Source organism: Nostoc punctiforme PCC 73102, from assembly GCF_000020025.1.
Taxonomy (GTDB): Bacteria; Cyanobacteriota; Cyanobacteriia; order Cyanobacteriales; family Nostocaceae; genus Nostoc; species Nostoc punctiforme.
The window spans coordinates 1,519,942-1,543,239 of the sequence record NC_010628.1; the positions used below are offsets into that span (position 1 = coordinate 1,519,942).

General features: G+C 41.6%; 17 protein-coding genes. 1 reads left to right on the forward strand and 16 read right to left on the reverse strand.

Going from position 1 to position 23,298, the window contains the following annotated elements; translation table 11 throughout:
- Positions 1 to 28 precede the first annotated feature (28 nt).
- The 16 genes from NPUN_RS06425 to NPUN_RS41610 all read right to left on the reverse strand — a co-directional run bounded on the left by NPUN_RS06425 (position 29) and on the right by NPUN_RS41610 (position 19,601).
- On the reverse strand, positions 29 to 1,255 hold the full coding sequence (locus tag NPUN_RS06425) for a tyrosinase family protein (RefSeq protein ID WP_012408005.1): 1,227 nt from the start codon (positions 1,253 to 1,255) through the stop codon (positions 29 to 31).
- A 117-nt stretch (positions 1,256 to 1,372) separates the two neighbouring features.
- A complete protein-coding gene (trpA, locus tag NPUN_RS06430) occupies positions 1,373 to 2,200 on the reverse strand; it encodes a tryptophan synthase subunit alpha (RefSeq protein ID WP_012408006.1) in 828 nt (275 codons plus the stop codon).
- Positions 2,201 to 2,248: 48 nt separating this feature from the next.
- Entirely contained in the window at positions 2,249 to 2,596 is a 348-nt protein-coding gene (locus NPUN_RS06435) for a hypothetical protein (RefSeq protein WP_041565228.1), read from the reverse strand.
- A gap of 81 nt (positions 2,597 to 2,677) precedes the next feature.
- The gene (gene trpC / locus NPUN_RS06440) at positions 2,678 to 3,505 is read right to left on the reverse strand and encodes an indole-3-glycerol phosphate synthase TrpC (protein ID WP_012408007.1); all 828 of its coding nucleotides are present in this window, start codon (positions 3,503 to 3,505) and stop codon (positions 2,678 to 2,680) included.
- A gap of 180 nt (positions 3,506 to 3,685) precedes the next feature.
- Positions 3,686 to 5,890: an anthranilate synthase gene (locus tag NPUN_RS06445; protein WP_012408008.1), complete on the reverse strand. Its 2,205-nt coding sequence runs from the start codon at positions 5,888 to 5,890 to the stop codon at positions 3,686 to 3,688.
- 478 nt (positions 5,891 to 6,368) lie between these two features.
- Positions 6,369 to 7,553 (reverse strand): 3-dehydroquinate synthase, encoded by a 1,185-nt coding sequence (locus NPUN_RS06450; protein ID WP_012408009.1) that lies wholly within the window; start codon positions 7,551 to 7,553, stop codon positions 6,369 to 6,371.
- On the reverse strand, positions 7,550 to 8,194 hold the full coding sequence (locus NPUN_RS06455; RefSeq protein WP_012408010.1) for a DsbA family oxidoreductase: 645 nt from the start codon (positions 8,192 to 8,194) through the stop codon (positions 7,550 to 7,552). The genes NPUN_RS06450 and NPUN_RS06455 overlap by 4 nt, the downstream gene beginning before the upstream one ends.
- A gap of 135 nt (positions 8,195 to 8,329) precedes the next feature.
- On the reverse strand, positions 8,330 to 9,409 hold the full coding sequence (gene tyrA / locus NPUN_RS06460; protein WP_012408011.1) for a bifunctional chorismate mutase/prephenate dehydrogenase: 1,080 nt from the start codon (positions 9,407 to 9,409) through the stop codon (positions 8,330 to 8,332).
- Positions 9,410 to 9,423: 14 nt separating this feature from the next.
- On the reverse strand, positions 9,424 to 10,713 hold the full coding sequence (locus tag NPUN_RS06465) for a glycosyltransferase family 4 protein (protein WP_012408012.1): 1,290 nt from the start codon (positions 10,711 to 10,713) through the stop codon (positions 9,424 to 9,426).
- Positions 10,714 to 10,966: 253 nt separating this feature from the next.
- Complete coding sequence (gene scyF / locus NPUN_RS06470; RefSeq protein ID WP_012408013.1) at positions 10,967 to 12,163, reverse strand: scytonemin biosynthesis PEP-CTERM protein ScyF; 1,197 nt, start codon at positions 12,161 to 12,163, stop codon at positions 10,967 to 10,969.
- Between the two features lie 156 nt (positions 12,164 to 12,319).
- Complete coding sequence (locus NPUN_RS06475; protein ID WP_012408014.1) at positions 12,320 to 13,618, reverse strand: ScyD/ScyE family protein; 1,299 nt, start codon at positions 13,616 to 13,618, stop codon at positions 12,320 to 12,322.
- A 97-nt stretch (positions 13,619 to 13,715) separates the two neighbouring features.
- Complete coding sequence (locus tag NPUN_RS06480) at positions 13,716 to 14,987, reverse strand: ScyD/ScyE family protein (protein ID WP_012408015.1); 1,272 nt, start codon at positions 14,985 to 14,987, stop codon at positions 13,716 to 13,718.
- Between the two features lie 74 nt (positions 14,988 to 15,061).
- A complete protein-coding gene (gene scyC, locus NPUN_RS06485) occupies positions 15,062 to 16,030 on the reverse strand; it encodes a scytonemin biosynthesis cyclase/decarboxylase ScyC (protein WP_012408016.1) in 969 nt (322 codons plus the stop codon).
- Positions 16,031 to 16,055: 25 nt separating this feature from the next.
- A complete protein-coding gene (gene scyB, locus NPUN_RS06490; protein WP_012408017.1) occupies positions 16,056 to 17,117 on the reverse strand; it encodes a tryptophan dehydrogenase ScyB in 1,062 nt (353 codons plus the stop codon).
- A 359-nt stretch (positions 17,118 to 17,476) separates the two neighbouring features.
- Entirely contained in the window at positions 17,477 to 19,351 is a 1,875-nt protein-coding gene (scyA, locus tag NPUN_RS06500) for a scytonemin biosynthesis protein ScyA (RefSeq protein ID WP_012408018.1), read from the reverse strand.
- A 97-nt stretch (positions 19,352 to 19,448) separates the two neighbouring features.
- The gene (locus NPUN_RS41610; protein ID WP_159402607.1) at positions 19,449 to 19,601 is read right to left on the reverse strand and encodes a hypothetical protein; all 153 of its coding nucleotides are present in this window, start codon (positions 19,599 to 19,601) and stop codon (positions 19,449 to 19,451) included.
- A gap of 1,586 nt (positions 19,602 to 21,187) precedes the next feature.
- Between NPUN_RS41610 and NPUN_RS06505 the strand changes: the two genes are divergently transcribed.
- On the forward strand, positions 21,188 to 23,167 hold the full coding sequence (locus NPUN_RS06505; protein ID WP_012408019.1) for a scytonemin biosynthesis sensor histidine kinase: 1,980 nt from the start codon (positions 21,188 to 21,190) through the stop codon (positions 23,165 to 23,167).
- Positions 23,168 to 23,298 lie beyond the last annotated feature (131 nt).

Genomic DNA, 23,298 nt, shown 5'->3' on the forward strand with positions numbered 1-23,298 from the left:
TTTTACTTTCGTTCTAATTTTTTAGAACTCATCTTTGCGTTTTTCTTTCCCAGGTTTCGTAGGTATAACCCAGTTCCTTGTGATTCAAAACGTCTATAGGGCGCACCAAATCGCTAGGGTTAAATTTTGGTAATAGGGATAGTAAATTCCCTAACGCCGTTGCTTTCGGGGTAGACATCCCGCCGTCCCAAGGCCACATTAGGTCTTTAAGATTGTGTCCGTAAGGCTGACCATCGGCAGGATAAAAATCGCTACCTTTATGACCGTTTTCTTGCCATTCAGCCCAGAGGCGGTCTACGTTGGCATGATGCAACCAAAACACGGGATCGTAAGGGGAACTTGGTATATTGCTCATAGTCCCTAAACCCTTAAATGTTACGGGTGTCGTACTTGCGTCTATTTGTGCCCCACCGACTAAACCATGAATGTAGTTGTGGATGAATCCTCCGGGGGTGACTTTACCTTGCTCATCTACAGAGATAAATCCTTCTAATGCAGGGCGAAATAAAGAATAGTTATTAAGACTCAGGGCACGCTCAATATCTTTTTTGGGCACTGGATAATCAGTGGCAGGAGGTATTTTTAGAAAGCGTACAAGTGATGTCCCTAATGATGTTCCGGTATCTGGGTCAAGGTTTAATTCTGGATTCATAATCCAGCCATTTGCAGCAGCAAAAGCCCCAGTTTGTACAGCCCCACCGGTAAAATCCCCCTGATTTGGAATTTTGATGGTTACTCCTTGACCGTTAGAACCAAGAAAGTCATCGTTAAAAATTACATCAAATGCTTTGGGGTCTGTCCAATCCCAGTATGGCAGAGTTACAGTTCGGTTTACTGCTTGCAAAGCTTGTTCAAATCTGCGGATATATTCTCGATGCCAAGGGAAAAATGCCGCATTTTCATGAGCAAGTTCTTGAACTGAACCATCGGAATGTCCTTTATGATTATGAATCAAGCGTGTTGCCCCTAGATGTATGGCAACGAATTGGTCGTAAATACTGACCTTGCTACCTGCGGGAATTGTAGTTTTTAAGGTTTTGATAGCTTTGACGAAGGCTGCTTTCTCTGCTGGTGTCAGGTCAGTTACGTTCTTTCTTACAGCTAATTGAGCGTATTGTCCCCGAAGATTTTCATACCTATAGTGTTTGTCTTGTCCGTAGCCAATGCGATCGTGGGCGAAGACTGTAACAGCACAGGCGCTAACTATAAGTAAGCTATAGATTAATATTTTGACAGATTTTAGCAGGAGTTTCATAGCCAAGATTTCCTTTGTATTTCTTCCTGTGCGACCTTTGCGCCCTTTGCGGTTCGTTATTTTTTATCGAACCACAGAGGCGCAGAGGGCACAGAGAGGGAAGAAAGAGAGAGTTTTTTATTTTGCGGAAACAACTTGTTGCAGGGATACTGGGGTAATTGCTGCTTTCAGTTCTTGGCAAAGCTTTTCTACTGCTTGTAGTCTTTCGGTTGGGCTGCCTTCAGCTAACCGTTTGACAAAGGCACTACCAACAATCACGGCATCTGCTCCCCATTCCCTTACTTGATGCGCTTGTTCTGGCCCGGAAATACCAAAACCAACGCCGATGGGTTTATCGGTGACGCTTCGCAAGTCGGTAATTAAATCTTTTACGCGGTCTTGGATTTGAGCGCGGATACCTGTAACGCCTGTGACGCTTACCAGGTAGATAAAACCCTGAGATTGACGAGCGATCGCTAAAATCCTATCTTTAGAACTGGTAGGAGCTACTAGTAAAATTACCTCAATCCCAAAAGATGCAGCAGTTTGGATTAATTCTTCTGCTTCTTCTAAGGGCAAGTCTGGCACTACCAACCCTTGCACCCCAACAGCAGCAATTTGCGCCAAAAATGTCTTAATACCCCGGTGCAAAATGGGATTGTAGTAAGTAAATAGAATTATCGGCGCTTTCAGGGTAGGAGTTACAGCTTGCAACATCTCTAATACTTGTTCTAATTTCGTGCCTTTTTGCAAAGCGCGAGTTGCGGCTGCTTGAATAACAGGCCCATCTGCGAGAGGATCAGAGTAGGGAATACCCAACTCGATGAAGTCAGCGCCGTTGCGATCTAAGATACGTAAAGCTTGGGCAGTGGTTTCTAAGTTAGGATCGCCTGCTGTAATAAAGGGGATTAAAGCACACTGTTGGCGATCGCGTAAAGTTTGAAAGGAATTGGAGATAGAGGTCATTTTGAAAAATAGTTAATGATTAGTTAATAGTTTTGGAAGAATCAACATTTAGGAATTAGCGATAGCCACGCTATATTTGTTGTTGTCGAGTCTTTTATCTCCGTTAACGAGTCTTTTATCTCCGTCAGCGAGTCTTTTAGCTCCGTTAACGAGTCTTTTATCTCCGTCAGCGAGTCTTTTAGCTCCGTTAACGAGTCTTTTATCTCCGTTAACGAGTCTTTTATCTCCGTCAGCGAGTCTTTTATCTCCGTCAGCGAGTCTTTTATCTCCGTTAACGAGTCTTTTAGCTCCGTTAACGAGGCTTTTAGCTCCGTCGTCGAGTATTAGAGCTTCATTTTTTGAAGTAGTAATATAGCGCTTCTCGCTTGGATGCAATACACTTTGACCTCTCTCCAAACCTCTCTCCTAAAAGGAGAGAGGCTTTGAATCTTACTCCCAAACGCTCGCAGGGAAGGGGTTGGGGGTTAGGTCTATATTCTAAGAAAGCCTTAAAAGACTACGCACAGCTTGTTCTACATCGCTTTGTTTAACTAAAGACTCTCCGACTAAAACCGCACGCACACCAGCTTCAGCGACAAGAGATAAATCAGCAGGTGTATACAGTCCAGATTCACTGACAACAGTGATATCTAAGCTTTGTAAATATTGCTGGCGCTGTGCTAAAAGTTGCTGTGTTATTCCTAAATCAACCGTAAAATCTTCTAGATTGCGATTGTTGATTCCTACTAAATGTAAGTCGTCAAGCTTAAGAACTCTATCCAATTCAGCCAAAGTATGAACTTCTACCAGTGCATTCATGCCCAAATCGTGAATTACTTGCAAAAAGTTTTGCAGTTCTTGGTCTGATAAAATAGCAGCAATCAACAAAACCGCATCTGCGCCTGCTGTCCGTGCTAGATAGATTTGATAAGGGTCAATGATGAATTCTTTGCACAGTAGGGGTAATGCAACGTGCGATCGCACATTACGCAAATTGTCAAAACTGCCATGAAAAAACTTACGATCGGTGAGGACTGATAGACAAGCTGCACCACCTCGTTCATAAGCTTGAGCGATCGCAACTGGATCAAAATCCGCCCGAATAATCCCACGGCTAGGTGATGCCTTTTTTACCTCAGCAATTAAGCTAGGTTGGTTGGGATTTTGTTGTAAAGCAGCTAAGAAATTTCGGACAGGTGGAGCCGTAATTAACTGCTGCTGCAAAGAAGCTAGAGGAAGTTCCTGCTGCATCTGTGCAACTTCTTGCCTTTTATGCAACACAATCTCTTCAAGAATATGGCGAGAAGCGGTAACTTGGTTAGTCATAAAATGCTTGAGTGAATGGGAAAATAATTAATTATTCTCGTTCCCAGATGGAATCTGGGAATGCATGTAATACGGTTTAGTAAGGGTTACTGGCAAAAATTTTGGGTTTTTGAGACGCGATAAATCGCCGTCTCTACAAGTATTGGGAATGCATGGGAACGAGGCACTTTTGACAAATGACTAATGACCAATGACTAATGACTCTTCCACCTGTGTATATGCACGCACGACATTTTTAATGATTTCCAGACCGACTTCTCCCGCTAAAGTCATGATTGATTCTGGATGAAACTGAACGGCGGCGATGGGAAGTGTCTGATGTTCAATACCCATAATTACGTTGTCATCAGAAATCGCTGTCACCTTCAGTTCTTGGGGTAAATGTTGCGGGAGAGCAAACAATGAGTGATATCTACCCACGGTAAAGGATTCTGGTAAATTCTTGAAGGTAACGGAATCGGAATCAGTAACGAAAATCCGTGAAGATTTCCCATGTTGAGGATAGTTGAGAACTCCCAATTGTCCATCAAAAGCTTCTACGATGCTTTGCAGACCTAGACAAACTCCAAAAATGGGAATTTTGCGATGAAGAAGCGCCCCGACAGTCTGGGGAACCCGAAAATCACTTGGTCTACCAGGGCCAGGAGATAAAACAACTAAGTCAGGGCGTTCTGTATCGAAGAGCGTTTCTGAGAAACCATGACGTAATGTGGTGACGCTTGCACCAGTTTGGCGAATGTAATTAGCTAATGTATGAACAAAAGAGTCTTCATAGTCTATTAGTAAGATGCGTTTGCCAGTTGCCACACAAGGTAGGATTTTAGTTGATTTTATGGAACTGGATTCATCAATTTTGTGACTGCTTTGCTTAACACGGCGAATCGTTTCAAATAAAGCAGCCGCTTTGGTGATTGTTTCTTGTTCTTCTGCTTGGGGTATGGAGTCATAAAGGACAGTCGCCCCAACTCGCACTTCGGCGATGCAGTCTTTTAATCGAATTGTCCGCAGAATTAAGCCAGTATTTAAATTCCCATTGAAATTTAAATAACCGACTGCGCCACCATACCAACGTCGGGCGCTACGTTCGTGCTGTTCAATAAAATCTATTGCAGCTTTTTTGGGTGCGCCAGTGACTGTAACCGCCCAAGTGTGGGAAAGAAAGGCATCTAAAGCATCAAATTGCGATCGCAGTGTCCCTTCAACATGATCTACTGTATGAATTAAATGGCTGTATAATTCAATTTGGCGACGACCAATCACTTGTACTGAACCAGGTTCGCAGATTCGGGATTTGTCATTGCGATCGACATCAGTACACATGGTCAACTCAGCTTCATCTTTGTGGGAGTTGAGTAAATGACGAATTTGCACCGCATCGTCAAGAGCATCTAGTCCCCGGCTAATAGTGCCACTAATAGGACAAGTTTCTACCCGTTTCCCTTCAACTCGCACAAACATTTCTGGAGATGCGCCAATTAAATATTCTCCACCTAAATTAAAAATAAACCCATAAGGACTAGGATTTATATCCTTTAAAGTTTCAAAGAGTTTGCTGGGCTCATCTTCATAGCCTTCAAAAAAGTTTTGGCTAGGAACAACTTCAAATAAATCGCCTCGGCGGAAATAATCGAGTGCAGACTCAACTTTTTTGGCATACTCGCCTACTTTATGGTCAGCCGTTTCATTAGGGGTAAGATGTTTGCCTCGATAATCAACAGACTCACCAGTTCGAGGCAGATTCTTTGTATTGCCGTGCGCTGTTTCAAAATCATACTGTAGACGAAATGCGCGTTGCTGATAGTAGTCAACAACTATCAATTCATCTGGCAAATAAAGCACCAAATCGCGCTGATCTTTAGGACGTTCCAGACTTTGGGTTATTGGTTCAAACTGAAAAACTAAGTCATAACCAAAAGCCCCATACAATCCTAAATGTTCATCTTCTTGGCTAGAGAAAGTATGTAAAATTTCGCGGACAACTGTAAATGCCGAAGGTTGTTTACTGCGTTCTTCTTCAGTGAATAATCTCTTGGTAGATTTAACAAAGCCGACAATATTATTATTGTCTAGGGTAACTTTCTCAAGTTGGAGTGAGTTGGATAAACACTCTAATAGTAAAGGTAAAAGTACTAGACCGCGTTCATTCAGCGCTATCAAATTGAAAGCATTTTCCTGTGTAGTCAATTCCAATGGTGGATTGACAAATCCGATCGCCCATCTTTTATATCTCCCTGGATATTCGTAGCTGCTTCTTAACAAACCGCCACGCTGAGAATTTAAGTGAAACAGAATATCTTCGAGGGCAGTGTCCATCTTCACTTCGGTGATGGAGCGAGAAACAATTACGCCGCCAAGGGTTTTGTAGGAACGGGAATTAAAAATCATGGGTAATTTCTCTGTAAGAGTGATTAGTCAAAAGCTATTAATGATTATTAGTAGTTATTTATAGGCAGATAAAAATTTAGATGATTCGATATCAATCTAAATCAAGCTATTTCAATCTGCGAATTATTGGTGGAAAATGTAATTAAAAACTTTTTGCTTCTTATTTAAGACTACTAGATGTCAAGCAGATAATACATTGAATAATTTTTCGATTGGGTGTCAATTTATTCGCTTTTTATACTAATTGATTGTCATCTCTGGTAATTTTGCTTGAGCTTATTTGCCTCTCTCAAAAGTAAGATATATCTGAAATTTCAGGATTAAATCTATGCTTTTAAAATTCAATCCAGCCTTTGAATGTAACTTGTAAAATATCTTGTTATTTCTCAGCGTTCTCTGTGCCTCTGCGGTTTAAAAATTTATTGAACCACAGAGGCACAGAGGGCACAGAGTAAAGAGAAATATTAGTCCTACAATCCTAAAATTCCTGCAATAGTGATATTGCTTGCCTATACAACAACAAATTTACTTCATGAACTTCAATTGCTTTTCCAATATTTTTTAGCAATGTTAAAGTCAATTCTCCACCCAAGTGTTCGCGGAACTCAGTTAAACCTCGAAACAAACAATCAGGATGTTCCTGTTGTGATAATTTCTGGGCCAGTTCTGGCACATACAGCGTGAAACCCAACGCTGATAAAGTATTTAATATTCGTTGCCATTCTGAGCAATCAAGCAATCCTGCTAAATAAGAATAAGTGCTATCCAAAGCAATACCGATCGCAACAGCTTCGCCATGACGCAAGCGATAATTTGTCAAATGCTCCAGTTTATGAGCCGCCCAATGTCCAAAATCTAGGGGACGAGACGAACCCATTTCAAAAGGATCGCCGCTATTGGCAATATGTTCTAGGTGCAACTGGGCGCAACGATAGATAACCTGTTGCATAGCATCCATGTCTCGCCGCCCAAGGGCTTTGCTGTGAGAGTGGATAAAATCAAAAAAGTTAGCATCCTTAATCAGCGCCACTTTCACGGCTTCTGCAATCCCAGAACGCCAATCGCGATCGTCTAGGGTTGTCAAGAACGCAGAGTCATTTATAACTGCATAAGGTGGCGCAAATGTGCCGAGAAAGTTCTTTTTACCAAAGGCATTAATGCCGTTTTTCACTCCAACCCCAGAATCATTTTGTGCTAACACCGTTGTCGGAACCCGAATCAGGCGAATTCCCCGGTGAGCAGTTGCAGCAGCATATCCTACCAAATCCAATACAGCTCCGCCCCCGATCGCTAACACATAAGAATGGCGACATAATCCGGCTGTTTCAATGAGTTGCTGGATTTGCTCTACTAAAGTGCGATCGTTTTTGGCAGCTTCTCCTCCCGAAATTATCATGGGTTCAGCTGCGATCGCTAGTACCTCTCCATAAAACTTGGTATACGCAACTAATTGCTTCACTAATTCCGGTTGATACTTTAATATTCCTGCGTCTATTACTGCAACTACTTTCTTCGGCTTTGTCTCCTCATCTGCCGAAATTACTTGCGCTAAGGTGGGGTTTTTCAACTCAAATAAATTTTGGGTGAAATAAACCTCATAATTAAAACTAACCGAAACACGTTGATGAATTAATCTACTTTTTTGCTTGATGTCAACTATCATATTTTTGCGGGTATATCTAAAAGTGCAGTACTATTCAAAGCTTCAAGGAATACCTCTACTGAGTGAGAACCATTGACCTTGACTTGATTATTCATGATGAAAAACGGCACGCTGTTGATGCCATTTAAGCGAGCAAATGCCGATTCAGCAACAACTGCATCAACGACATCGCGATCGTTTAATTGCAACTTTAATTCGGTAGCATTCATCTGGTATGCTGTACCGATGGCAACAATAACGTTAATATCTCCAATATTCAAACCCTCTTCAAAGTAAGCTCTATAAATAGCTTCAACGACATCATTTTTTATGTTTGTCGGTGCTAATGCAATCAGTTGGTGAGCAAGCTTAGTATTGACAGCCAAACGGATTTTTTCAAAATCTAGCTTAACTCCAGCCGCCTCACCTTCGCGTTGCGTATAATCAAACAGATGTTGCAGTTCTTCCGCTTTAATGCCCTTTCTATTTTGCATAAAGTTTCTAAATTCGTACCCCTCAGCAGGAACAGTATCATCCAGAAGAAAGGGATGCCATCGGATATGTACTTCTTGTTCTTGCCATTTTGCCAGTGCATCAAACAGATGTTTTTTCCCAATTCTGCACCAAGGGCAAACGGTATCATGAAAGATATCTATTAGCATAGTTTTCTTTATTCATCCATTTCTTGATGAGGCTGCACTAAACTTTATTGCCTCTCTTTCTTCCTTCTCTACGAGACGCTGCGCGAACGCGTTCTTTATGCCCTTTGCGGTTCGTTCATCATAAAAAATTGTTATTCAAATGCCAATATTCTGTGGCTTAAAATCTCTTTTGAGAGCCGTTGTATTTAAAGGCTGGAGAAAACTGTTAATTTTCCCTTCAAAAAAACTTTGAGTATTTTCAAACTCTTTAATTAATGCCTCTCTATCCTTCCTAGCCACCAGTCTAGCCAAACGGCTGTAAGTATTAGCTAAAAAACTAATAGCATTACATCTTTCTTCAGTAGCTAGCATAATATCAACACATAAATTAGGATTTTGAGCAAACAAACGTTTCACAATATCAATTTCTTGACGATAATTAGGAGTTGACATTGTTAAACTCTGCTCTATCTCCACCCTTGCTTGTGCTAAGAAAACGCCCAGACTAAATCTACAAAAATGCTGCGTTGCTTGAATAATCACCATCATCCGATCGTGTTCTTCAGGCGTGCAAACAATTAATTCACCACCTTTACTTTTAAGAAAGTCTAATAACCATTGAAATGAATCATCATTTCGACCTGGACACACGACCACCTTTTGTCCCAAAAACGATTTAATATTTGGCCCAAACATTGGATGTAAACCCATGACGGGACCACAATGGTGTTCGAGCATTGCTTGAGTTGGCTGTGTTTTAATACTTGTGATGTCACACAAAGCTGTATTTGAGGCAAGATATTTTGCTGCCCGCTTGATAACATCAACCGTATGTTCAATAGGAACACTTACTAATACTAATTCTGCTTGACTTAACAGTTGCTCTGCATATTCCCAATCTTCATGTTCAAGAATGCTAACATTATGACCTACTAGCGAAAGCTGCTCTTGAAATAATCTTCCCATCCTGCCGCGTCCACCGATGATGGTAACTTGTCGAGGACTGGCATGGTTTATAGCAGATTTAGGGGTAAGGCTGGCATGACAACTATTTACTACACCTGCCCAAACAGACTCAGGAATACCAGCTTGAGCGAGTAGGGGAGCGACACTAGCCAGTTGTTCATCTAAAGAAGGCTGTTCTGATGCTAATAATGATATGCGATCGCTAAGTAAGGCGATCAAGCTCTGGTCAGTTTTTTTAAGCTGATCTGAATAAGAGGATTTCAGAGGCATTTTTCTTCCAATTTTCAAATATCAACAAGTGATTGCTTAGAACTCATTTCTGGCAAAATATCCAAGTTTGTTGCTCTTTTGGCGATCGCATCAGCAAATAGCTCTTCATATCGGTCTAGCGCTTGCTCAAAGGAATAGTTTTCTACCGCAAACTTTCTTCCTTTACATCCTAATTGCGCTGCTAATTCCGGCTGATGATATAAATCCAGCACCGCCGCAGCCAAAGCACCTGCTGACTCTGGTTCAACGATAACACCACCACCACTTTCTCGGATGGCTTTGGCAGCAGTCCCAAGGGCGGGAACTGAACCCACAATTGGGCGACCACTAGCTAACAACAGTGGTATTTTAGAAGGCATATTGAAGGAAATCACATTGCACTTTTGTACAATCAACCCCACATCTGCGGCTGCTAACATTTGTGGTAGTTTTTCTCGCGCTTGCAACGTTAAAAGCAAAACATTATCTGCACCACAAGCAAGACAATGTTTTTGCAACCTTTCGAGTGCTTGAGATTCGCCTGCTACGACAAAGATAATTTCTTTTAGATGACGTAAACGGGCTGCTGCTTCTATTACTGTTTCCAAACCTTGCGTGAGAGCAATATTACCTGAATAAAGCACTACAAATTTACCATCGAGTTGATGGGTAGCTCTCCAAGAGTTATTTACCTTTGGTAAAGGGCGGATAAAATTTAGATTTACCCAATTGGGAATGCAGGCAATTTTATTAGCAGGTACACCTTTATTTATGAGATTATCTACAAAGCCATCGGCAATGACGCTAATGGTATGTGCAGTTCGGTAAGCAAATTTCTCTAAAGCTTCCAAAGCTTGAATCATCAACTTATTCTTAATTAGACCAACACGTACACCAGCTTCCGGGAGGATATCTTGCACATTCAGCACTACTGGGCAGTTGTATAGCCAACCTATCAAAGTTGCAGGTAAACAAACTAGTAGCGGTGGTATTGTTAAGAGAATTACATCAGGTCGCTCGCCCTTGAGGGCTTGTGGCAAACTTGTAAAGACAAAGCTCAACTCTAGCAGTAGTCGGTCTATAAGGTTGGGTTTAGATTTAATCCGCAGGTAACTACGCTGAATTTTGACACCATTTTTCTGTTCAGTAACGTATAATTTACCCCGATAGCGATCGTAAATCTGGCGCTGAGGATAGTTAGGCATACCTGTAATTACCCGCACTTGATGCCCTCGCTTCACTAGGCCTTCTGCTAGTTCAGTCATCAAAGGTGCAATACCAATTGGTTCTGGATGATAGTTGTATGAATAAATCAGAATTTGCATGAACTGTTAATTTCCTGAAAGCACCTTAATAATGTTGGCTTTGTTGTGTTAGTTTTTCCCTTGTTCGTAAGGTGAGCGCTGCCCACCTAGTGCTGTCAAAGTTAGTTTGGATTAGACTGTAAATTTCTATTCATTAACTAGTACTCTATCAAGCGATCTTTGTAGTAAGCACTTTAGTCTTTAGAAAATAAAGACTAAAGTCCTTGCTAAGAACTTGCTTGAGTTGCATTGCAACTCAAGCAAGCATTTCAACTCAGCATTGCTTTTGCAGTTCTTTCTCTAAACTGAAGACTGGCTTTTGTTGTCCACGTTTCCGCAATGTGATGGTAGCAGCCCCAAGTCCAAGCAATGCTAAACCTAATGCTGAACCAGGTTCAGGTACTTGCTTTCTGCCCTCTACGTTTATTACTTGGACGCGACCTTGGAAGAAATCGCCCACGTAAAGCTTGCCATCTTTATAGCTTGTGCCACCCGTCCAGTTAAATCTGCCGGGGGTGAGGTCGAGGGGATTGCCAAAAGGAGGACCAGTTAATGCTGGAGGCGGTACCGGATTACCTGATGCATCGCGGGCATTTTCACCGAAGGAAGTCAAGAAGTTACCATTTTTATCAAACACCTGTACGCGGCTGTTGATAGAATCAGCTACATAAACATTCTCTTGGTCGTCCACTTCGATGCCAATTGGCTGAAGAAGCTGTCCAGGTCCGCTACCTGCTGAACCAAATGCCAACAGAGGATTACCATTTGGATCGAGTACTTGAACGCGGTTGTTATACTGGTCAGCTACAAAGATATTTCCACTAACTGGGGAAATTCTTAAACCTGCTACACCTTGGAATTGCCCAGGTGCAGTGCCCAGAGTGCCACCAATGACACCAATTTGCTGTCCGTCTGGTGTGAATTTAAGGATTCTTTCGCCATTAAAATCACCGATGTACACGTTGCCAGTTTTGTCAAATGTCACACCAGATGGCCCAAAGAAAAGCCTACCCTCTACGAGAGGGGTAAATTCTCCATTTGCAAAGGATCTAATAAAGTTACCCTGAGAATCGAATTGATTGATGCGGTTGTTGTAAACATCACCTGCATACAAATCCCCTGTTACGGGATTAAAGTCTACAGTTGTTGGCTCGTCAAACTGTCCGGGCCCTGTGCCACCGGAGCCAATTGCCCCAATATACTGGCCGCTTGGACTAAATTTTTCAATTTTGTTACCGACGTTGTAGTTAGGAGTACCATCCGGGTTAACACCGCGTCCGTTAGCTATGAGCGTATTCCCTTGGCTATCCACCGTTATGCCTTGGGGAACAAAGAGTTCTCCAGGACCAAAGCCGGGGCTACCAATACTTCTGTCGTAACTTAATGTTACAGCCTTGGCTTGGGCTGCTGTTGTCAACACTATGAATCCGGTACCGAGAATGCCGATTGACAAATTTTTGACTAATCCCATAAGTTTTAAGCCTTGGTTCTATGAGGTATACTCGTTCCTAGACTAATTTCGTTCCCAGTCCCAGTTTGGGAACCCTAAAATTTGGGCTGCTGCCTCTTGTTTGAAATGCAACTTTCTCTGTGAGGCAGCAGCCTATTCTGTAAGCTTTACCAGGAATTAGACAGTCTCTGCTTTCACTAATTCTTTGCTGCGTTTGCGCTTCAGCATTGAAGTTGCACCTAAAGCACCAGCTATTATCAGACCGATTGCAGAGGTAGGTTCGGGGACTTTGGTTACTCTCGGATCAATCTTGATAACTTGTCCTGTGCCTGCAAGTCTGGCTCGGTTTGCGATATACAAATTACCATCAGGGCCATAAGTGATGCCAGAAGCGGCTTCTAATCCATCACCACTCCAGATAGTTTCACGAGTTCCATCGGTGGCTATTTTGATCAAAGAACCACTAATATCACCAGTGATAATACCGCCCTGTTGAATTTCTTTCCATTCAGAACTATTGATGTGTTGCAAGGCGTACAAATTGCCGTCAGGGTCATAAGCTACGCCAGTCAGCTGTGTAAAGCCATCGGCGATAACGTTTGATTGCAAGGTGTTGGGGTCAACGTTAAAGATCCGCGCTTCACCTTCTGGATAAGGAAAATAAGTGTATTCGCTAACTGTTAAACTGCCATCTGGAGCGATCGCAATTCCAGTCGGTACTGATTGCTGGGTTACAGGAAGTGCAGATGGATCTACATCTGGCCCCAGATCGGGGAATTCAAGTTTATTTCTATCTATAACTTTCTGAGGAACTGCGGCTACATTCTTAATCCCACTGCCATCGAGTCCCACACTATATAAACTGTTTCCACCGCCATCAACTACGTAAGCAGTCTCGCCTTTAATGGCAAAGGCATAAGGGTTAGAGATTATATCTGTACCATCAGGATTAAATGCAGTTTCGTATTTTCCAAAATCCGCAAGAGTTGTCAATCCACCAGTACTTAAGTCTACTTTGTATAATTTACCGAGGTCAGGCGATTTTAAAACGGTATCACGGTTGGTTGGATCGCCTGCAAGACCGGTCAAAAGATAAGCGTTACCGAGAGAATCAAATTTGATATCCGCAGGGCCGGCTGCTTGTTCGCCAGAAGGCGATAATGCTAAAGAAGTTAGATTGGAAATAATACTTGTTTTTGTACCGTCCTGACCAATTTTGAGCAGGGAGCCATTTTGACCAGCACATAAAGGAATATACCCTGCGCTAGGAGATGCAATACATCTTCCATCTTTTCCGTCACCACCAGAACCACTTTCTGTAACATAAAGGTTGCCGCCAGAATCAAAGCCGATTCCGCGTGGATTACTAAGACCATCGGCAACTACTGTTAGGCTTGCAGCTTCGGCTGATTTTGGTGCAGAAACGGCAGCAATGCAAACAGTCAAAAGTGTAAGAGTAAGTGATTTGAGTTTCATACCTTTAGAAATTGAGAATTAAGTAAGTGGAAAACTTTATGGGTTTAAAGACAACGAATCCCAGCCTTTGAGGAACGTGCAATTGGTTTGAAACTCTTTAGTTGAGATTTATGGGAGGTGTGGGGATTCTCTTCTTGTGCAACCAACCAACGCCCAAGGCTGCGATCGCTAATACGCCTAAAGTAGAATCAGGTTCAGGGATAGATTTGGTATTCTCAATTTTGAGAACTTGTCCAAATCCAGGGCGATCGCCTCGGTTTGTGACGTATACCGCACCATCAGCACCAATAGTCAAGGCGCTAGGCGACTCTAATCCATTGCCACTCAGCAGAGTTGTGCGAGTACCATCAGCAGCTATTTTGATGACAGAACCATCAAAATCACCCTTCCAAGCTGACTGATTGGCGTACTGCAAAGCATATAAATTGCCCTCAGTATCAAATTCCAAGTCTGTGAGTTGGGTAAAACCATCGGCGAAGATTGTTGGTAAACCATCAGCACCAACTCGATAGATTTTTGCCCCACCTTCAGGGAAGGGAAAACCAGTAAATTGGCTGACGTAATAAGCACCATCGGGGCCTTTGGTAACACTTGAGGGTACTGCTTGGGTTGCAAATTGCGCCGATCGCACTTCTTCACTTTGAGATGGCACTTGCGCCGGTTCGTTGGATGGAGTATCGGAGGGTGGGAAGACGGGATTAGCTAATATGTCTTCAGGGAATGTGGTAATAGCTTGCAGATTTCTCCCGTCAGCATTAAAGCTGAGTAAGTCGTTTGCCCCTGCATCAACTGCAACTAACTTATTGCCATCTATGACAAAACCCAAGGGATTGCTACCGACTTCACCACCATCGGGATTGTTGGCGAGTTCATAGTTAGCTAAATCGGCAACACTCGTCCACGAATTGGTTTTAAAGTTGGGAGCGATGATTTTGCCGAGGTCAGTGTTACCTAAATTGCGATCGCGAAAGGCTGGATTAGTCGCATACCCAATCAGAACATAAGGTTTCCCTGTAGCATCAAATTTAATATCACGAGGGCCTGCGGCTCCAGTGCCATCTGGTAATGCTAAGGAAGGAAGTCCTGTAAGTATGCGTTCGGTCTTACCATTCTCAACTTTGGTAACTGCTCCACTTGTGCCATAGCATAGAGAATCGCCCTGACCACTTGCTGGTGGAACGCAAGCGCCACTTCCCCCTATTCCCGCCTCTGTAACATAGAGATTACCATCAGGACTAAAGCTCAGACCGCCGGCATTATATAAACCGTCGGCGATTACCGAAAATGAGGCAGCTGACGCAGCTTTCATTCCAGAAAAAGCGGCAACACAAAAAGTGAGGATAGTAATAGTGAATGGCTTCAGTTTCATGTGTTGCAAGGAATTGAGGGAGGAGTTTTAAACGCAAAGGGACGCAAAGGGAAGCGCAAAGTCACGCAGAGGTATTAGTTGGGAACTAGGGATTCTTGAATTTTTGGCAGATAGCTCATTCCTCTGTCGAATGATTTGAGGTTGCCAGCTTTGGCTTCGAGTAAACGTTTGATGTTCATGCTCTCAGCGCCAAAGTCTTCAATTTGAAGTTTGCCGTGGCTAACAGTTCCATCTGTTTTCCAGAATGTGATTCGATGCAGGATGAAACCAGAAGCTTCGGGGTCAGCGAAAGCATAAGCGGTTGGGATAAGTAACGCTACAGAACGCTGATAATATTCGTACTCTGGATAAAAATATTCTTGTTCAAGTAAATAGTATTTACTCAAAGAATGAACTCTCACGGAAACTTTGACTTTTTGATCGTATTCATCTTTGAATTCACCTGATTCAGAAGTAATATCACCATTTGGGCGTAACAGATGCGCCCACTCATCTATGTTTTGTAAGTCTTTTAAGTATTCAATACCGATTTCAATTGGGGCATCAACATAAATGGTATCAGTATCGATAAAGTGGCTTCCTTTAGCTGCTGAGGTCAGACCAGCTTTGCGTTCCAAATTACCTTTGAGAGAACGACATTCAGAAGTGTGTACTGTATGAATCCCCTGCATAATCATCTGAGTCTGCCGTTTTGGATCGACAAAGCTCAACCAGTGAAAATACACCCCTTTTTCATCTGTTCCTGGCTCGATGTAGTCGGTGGGAAACAGCAAAACAGGATAGACTTGAAAATATTTTTGATACTCTAATCCACAGTGCCATTCAATGCCATAGAAAAGCGGACTTTGGAGTTTTTTAACGTGATAATAGAGATTTTTGTGATAACCCGATGCAGTTCCGAGCCAGGTATCTTCATCAATTTGCTCTTTCATCCGGCTATAAAGAGTCCATTCATCCAGGTTCTTTAAACTACAAAGATATTCAAATGCACTCTCAGGTGAAGTAGCAATGTAAGCTGATGTTGCAAAAGTATTTTTTTCCACTTCTCACTCCTTAAGATAATAATAATTAAGCTGCGATCGCTTTAGACTTGCTGCGCTTACTATTGCTGATGCGGTCTTCTGCTAATCGTTTAGCAGCATCGTTAGTAGTAACTCCTTGTTCTTTAGCAATATCAAAAATTGCTAATAGCGTGTCATAAATGTTATGCACTTGTTTGAAAGCTTTTTCTTCGTCATAACCAATCATTTCGTTGTAGACGTTGATTAGACCTCCAGCATTAATTACATAATCTGGGCTGTAAAGAATCCCTTTCCTAGTGAGCATTTGACTATGTAATTGTTCATTCTCCAATTGATTATTAGCTGCACCAGCAATAATCTGAGCTTGGAGGAAAGGAATCGTATGACTGTTAAGAATTCCTCCCAGAGCGCAAGGAGAAAAGATATCTACATCAAGAGAGTAAATTTCAGTAGGTTCTACAACAGTTGCGCCAAAAAGCCGTTTTGCTTCTTCCGCTTTTGCTGGATCTACATCGCTAACAAAAAGCTTGACATCATGCTCATGTAAGTGGCGACAGAGATTTTTCCCGACATTACCTAAGCCTTGAACTGCAACTTTCATCCCATCAAGTCTTTTGCTCTGCCAACGAGACTCTACAGCAGCTTTAATTCCTAGAAAAACTCCTAATGATGTGATGGGAGCAGGCCCACCAGATTTTTCTGAGACTCCAACAACATGGTTAGTTTCTTGGCTGATTGTTCGGACATCATCAGGGGTAATATTGACATCTTGTCCAGTGATAAAACGCCCATTGAGGCTGTTAACAAAACGTCCGTAGGCTCTCAACAGATCATCTGTTTTATTTTCAGGATTAGCAATAATAACTGCTTTGCCACCACCAGCTGGAATGTTTGCACAAGCAGCTTTATAAGTCATGCCCCGACTGAGACGAAGTGCATCTTTTAAAGCAGCTTCTTCGTTGACATAAGGCATGAGTCTTGTAGCTCCCATTGCTGGGCCCAAGGTCGTGTCATGGATGGCAATAATTGCCTTAATTTCGGGATTTTTACCATGACAAAAAAGAACTTGTTCGTGACCCATTTCTCTAACAGTTTCAAATAGCAGCATTTTGACCTCTCGATATTGTTTGGTATTGGTTAGAGAAAGTAATTAGCATTACAAAATGTAAAGATATAGACACAAAAACAGGCTGAAATATTAAGATTGAGTGAAGTCAAAAAGTAAATATTTGAAGTTCCAGTTTGGTAAATGTAGTTATTGGCTGGAATAAGAGAACGAACCACAAAGGGCGCAGAGAGCGCGAAGGTAAGAGAGTTGTAAAGGGTTTTTGCATCAGCATCGTGAAATTTTGGAAGATTGGGATGCTCGTGTGTTTTAGTCTCTTCTTTTGCGGTTCGTTCAAAAAATCTTCGAGTCGGAAGAGAGTAGTGTCTATAAGAATCTGATTCGATTCCCAGCTTTTAAAATCAAACCATTGGAAATGAAACTTGCTTGGCTCCATTTTTAGCTGGACTTGATTTAATTCCTTGTGCAGCCAAACTCTTATTACGTCCACCAGAAGGTGCTGGGCGATCAGCGTCAATTACGACATCAATGAGAAAGGGAACAGATGATGCGATCGCTTGTTCTAATGCCGCTTCAATATCCGACTCTCTAACAACCACGAGCGCTTCTGCTCCCATGCCACGAGCAATCATGGCGAAGTTTGTCGGTGGAAGTGTGGCATCTGCGCCCTTTAATCCCAAGATTTTCATCCCTTGATGGCACATGTTGTAACGTGCATCGTTGAGGACAATCCAAATCGCCGGAATTTTGTATTTCACGGCTGTGCTGATTTCGTTATTCATCAGCATTGCCCCATCGCCTACAATGCCTACCGCCTTGGTATTGCTTGCCAATGCTGCACCCAATACTCCTGTAACGGCGTGACCCATTGCGCCGACTCCGGTGCTGACTCGATAACGATTGGTTTCGGTAAATTGGAGTAGATGCGTTGACCAAGTAAATGAGTTACCACACTCCGCCATGACTATTGCATCGCTACCTTCAACAATTATCTTTTGAATTGCTGCCATCAATACTTCTGGCCGCACTGGATAATCTACCTCTGGTGCAGGTTCGATTGCTTTGCGTTCTGGATTAGGTAGCGACAAAGTTGTGGAACGGGGAGCATCCGGTAATTGCTCCAATAACTCTTCCACAAAAGCTTTGATATCAGACCGAACCCCGAAAGTTTCAACCTGTGGATAGGCTACACCTGGGACTTCTGGGTCAATATCTACATGGATGAAACCTTCTTTTGGAACTAACGCCGAACTCCAGAAAGAAGTCGGTTCACCAAGGCGGGTTCCTAATACGAGTGTGCGTAGTGGAGGTTGCTGTTCCATATAAGTTAAGACGGAAGCATGACCGCCTAAACCTGTGACACCAACAAACTGGGGATGATCTTCAGGGAAGATACCTTTACCACGGGGGGAACACATAACGGCTGCTCCCGTTTTTTCAGCGAGTTCAAGGATTTCCTCTGCTGCGTCACGCGCACCGAAACCAACCCAGATAGCAAAGGGGCCAGATGATAATAACTCTACCGATTTAGCGATCGCTTCTTTGGAAGCAGTCATCGGAAACGGAGTAACATCTAGTTGGGGTAAAGCTACATCCTCAACTAAACTTGTCTGCACACCGGTGGGAATGCTCAAATGAGCGACAAATCCGCCTGGTTGCGCCAAAGCCATCGCAAGTTTACGGAAAATCTGCGGTAGTTGAGCCGCAGATTCAATAGTGATTGCATAGTTGAATAGCGCTCCTGCGGTAAAGATTCCCCCACTGGGCAATGTATAAGTGCTGGTTTCTTGAATTGCCCAACGTCCACGTTGCGGTGCAGAGGTGCAAGCCGACAACAAAATTACCTTTGCGCCTTCACCACGAGCCGCAAATAATCCGGTCAGCGCGTTAGTGATCCCCGGCCCGGCTGTGGTAAAAACTACAGTGGGGCGATTATTGGCAAAGTGTGCTTCGGTGGCTGCAAAGGCTGCTCCAGCTTCATGGCGGAAGTTCAACACTTCTATGCTGCTATTTGATAGCGCCCCCCAAAGGCTGGCCATTGCACCACCCGCTACACCAAAAGCGTAGCTTACTCCCAAATTTACCAACATCTGAGCGATCGCATCGGCAACTGAGAGCGTTGCTGGTGTTTCATCATTTAAAAAAGGCTGAGTTCCCCCGTTATTCTCCGATTCATCAAGCTGACGAGAAGATTCTACATATCTATTTGCTGGAAATTCTTTGTATGGCTCAGTAGTGATGAGAGGAGAGTTGGAACCAGTATAGTTTTGACTCATGGTTTCACTTAATTACATAAAGTTACACAAAGGCTTTTTAGTTTACAATCACAGCGCTAGCAATATTTAATACGAACAACTCTGTCGTTTATCACAGCTATGACCGAGTTTGATCGATAGTAGAAACGGTTGATTGCTGCTGATTGATGGTTGTGATAGCACTACCAAAAAATTTTTGCAAAGCATACAGCAAGTAAGGCTGTGCTTCTAAGAACCACAATAGAGGGGATGATAACTGATATGCAATCAAAAATCTTTTGATGGAGGTGTCAAATTTTTCGCTTCTACAGTACTTAAGTCGGTTGGCAGGGAAAAACTAAATAATGTAAAGGTATGTGAACAAGCTATTAAGCTTAACTCAAGCATATTTCAGAATTTTTACAAAGCTTTACATAGTTGTCTTTAATCACACCAACTTATTCATTAAACTATCTGGAGAGGTTATTAATTTCCGATGATTACTACGATAAAAGCATATCTGCAATGATAAATCTTTCGATAAAAGTGGCAATTCTTTCGCTTGTATAACTATTGCAACATTTTCAACTTAGTAATTCTGAAAAATTGATATTTTGCGTAGGCGTAGCCCAACCTAGGCATCGCTACTGAGCTACATGACCAAATTTACAATAGAAAATCTTTTGATAAAGATGACGGTTCTTTTGCTTTTCTTCTCCCAGGCGCTTCCCAATTGGCAACTGCCTGTCTTCCCTATTAAGTCTTGAATTCGCTTTGTAGCATGAGCTTGGCTACAATAGTTTAGCGGTCTTTATATTGCCACCAAAAACTCATCAAGTCAATTATTTGTAACGATAAAGACATAGTTGCTTCACTTTTTATATATCCTTTGAGAGATGACTAAGCGTTGAGTAGCTATTCTTGAGAAAAGAGATTAGGGATTTAAGCCCAAACCCCTTTAGAATTACCTTTCTAGCCTCTGGCGATTTATCACAGTTACGCAGGCTTTCAGTAAAATGCTACTTTATGACAAAACAAATACAACCTTATACGCAAATTTACACGTGTTATTTTAGCGTATTTATATTTATTGTGACGGATGACATTTCTCTTTTAAAAAACAAGTATAAAATTATACGACAATTCATGCATATTTATGTTATGTAAATGTATTTCTTGGGACGGATGACTAAGCGTATTCTTCTATAGTTAAATCCCTGATATACTATAGTTAAGACAAATTAAGAAAATGAATTAATGAGTTAAAATTTGTTGATTCAAGCCAAGCCAAGCCTGGTAAATTCATTTATGGTTGATAATCACACGACTCTACATTAGTAGTTGGTCAAAGTTGTTGCCTAGGGAAAAAGTAAGGAACGAGAAATTTTATCATTTAACCGTTTCCCAGTCGAAACCCAGTAACTTTGGGTTGGTGAACCATTACTTAGCTATGGCGCAGGCTACATCTCTTTACTTGTTAAATGTACACAAATTTTCGTAATTACGAATTACGAGAAGCAGTACTGCTTTAAATTTTTAATATATTTACTACTTATAGATTGGCAATTTTCAACTCTTAGTTAATAAGATCTATTGACTATTATAGATTTGATTTGTCTATTTTTTGTATTCCTCAAAAGTTGTTTAAGTCAATAATAAATTTAAAATTAAATATTGAATTTTTTCTGAAAAACTTGGTTAAATTATTCCCTTGTTATTGGTATGATAAGTTTTGTTAACCTAGTCAGTAATATTTTTAATTTACTAACTAATTGTATTTTGTAACTGCCTAAAACTGCACCAGAGTTTTTAGTTAGTTATGACTATCAACTCATTAATGGCTATGGTGCTGATTAATTACCAGGAGCAAGTAGGGATATGAATTCTGGCGATTATAAACTAGCTAGATCAAACACTCAATGGTCACTACAGCCAGAAATAGAAATGAAGTTTGCTCACTTTCTAATAAATCAAGCTGTAGATGCTGCCTTTTGTTTAGGAGAAAATGCACAGTTTCTCTACGTCAACGATGCCACTTGCCGGATGACTGAGTATTCCCGTGAGGAATTACTTTCCATGAGGCTGCAAGATATAGATGTAGATTTTTCTCTACACAACTGGTCAAACATTAACTCAGAAGGTTCTCTTACCTTTAAATCTCGTTACCGCACAAAACGAGGGCGGATCTTTCTGGTAGAAATATCCATTAGCTATGTAAAGCAACAAGATATAGAATTTGGCTGTGCTTTCGTTCGGGAAATAAGTGATGAAATAGTAGAACTGAGCGTGCAAAAATGGACTGATGGATTAAGAGATGCCAAAGACAATTTGCAGCAGGAGTTTTCTCAACTCAAATCAAAAGAAATAGAACTAGAAGCATCTCTTTCTTTACTTCGTTCTACTCTCGAATCTACTGCCATTGGTATTGTTGCAGTTAACTCTGAGGGAGATATTCTGAGCTTGAATCAGAAATTTGTGGATATGTGGCAGATCCCAGAGTCCCTAATATTATCAAAGAAATGTCCTCGATGCAAAGCCTTTTTTGAGAATAAACTTAAAGATCCACAAGCCTTTAATCGACTAATTTGGGAAGTGTCTAGCCAATCTGATTTCGAGAGCTACGATATTTTGGAATTGAAAGATGGGAGAGTTTTTGCACACTACTCTAAGCCTCACTTGTTGGATGGCAAAATTATTGGTAGAGTCTGGAGTATTTGGGACATTACTGAATCGAAACAGACTGAAGAGGCATTGCGGCTAAACGCAGTTAGATTTCGGACTTTAGCTGAAACAACAGATACCAGCACTTTTCTAATTCAAGGTACGCGGCTTTGCTACATAAATCCAGCAGTAGAGCAACTGACTGGTTATACAAAAGAGGAACTGTTAACGGGTTTTGATCTTCGCCGACTGATTAAAAGCAAAAGACGTAGGCAGGTACGTAAGCAGAGTGAAGCAACTAACTTTGAATACCAAGAGATGAATATTCTGACAAAAAGCGGTACGGAGCGCTGGCTAGCTTGTGCGGTTGTAATGCTGGATGGTGTGCTAGATTTTGGTGGGAAACCAGTAGAAATGATTGCAGGCATTGATATTACCGATTACAAATATGCAGAATTAGGTCTTAACCAAGCTTTAGAACAAGCAAAACAACTTAGCGAACTTAGAGCACGTTTTCTTTCTATGGTTTGCCATCAATTCCGTACACCGTTGAATATTGTTTCATTTTCTAATAGTTTATTAAAGGAAGAAGTAGACAAACGTACACAGAAGAAAATCCAACCACTGCTGGATCACATTCAAAAAGCCACCGAACAACTCGGTCAGATGTTGGATGATATTTTATTCTTCTCTAAGGCAGAAGCAGAAAAAATAAACTATGAGCCAAAGCCACTTGAGTTAGTTGATTTCTGTAATGACTTAGTTGCAGAAATGCAGATGACCATTAGCAAAATTCGGATTAATTTTGTCACTCAAGAAAATTCTCTAACAGCCTGCATAGACAAAAAACTGTTAGAGCCGATTTTAAAAAATTTGCTCGATAATGCAATAAAATATTCTCCCTCTGGTATAACAGTTGATTTGAGACTTTCTTGCGAAAATGAGCAATTAATTTTCCAGGTCGAAGATAGAGGTATTGGTATTTCAGCGCTAGATCAACAACGAATATTTGAACCATTTTACCGTGGAACTAATATCGATCGCATACCTGGCACTGGACTAGGACTGTCAATTCTTAAAACCTTGGTAGACTTACATCATGGTCAAGTATCTGTGGAAAGTCAACTTGGTGTGGGCACTACCTTTACTGTGACGTTGGCATTAATCAAGTCAGAGTTTAGTAGTTCCGAGTTATGAATGTTGAAATCAAGATTAGTTATTAATTAACAACTTAACAATCACAACTCTCGGAACGAAGTAATTAAGCTTATGCCTATTTCCATACTCCCTAAAAAGTTGAGTACAGCACGGCATAAATCCAACTAAAC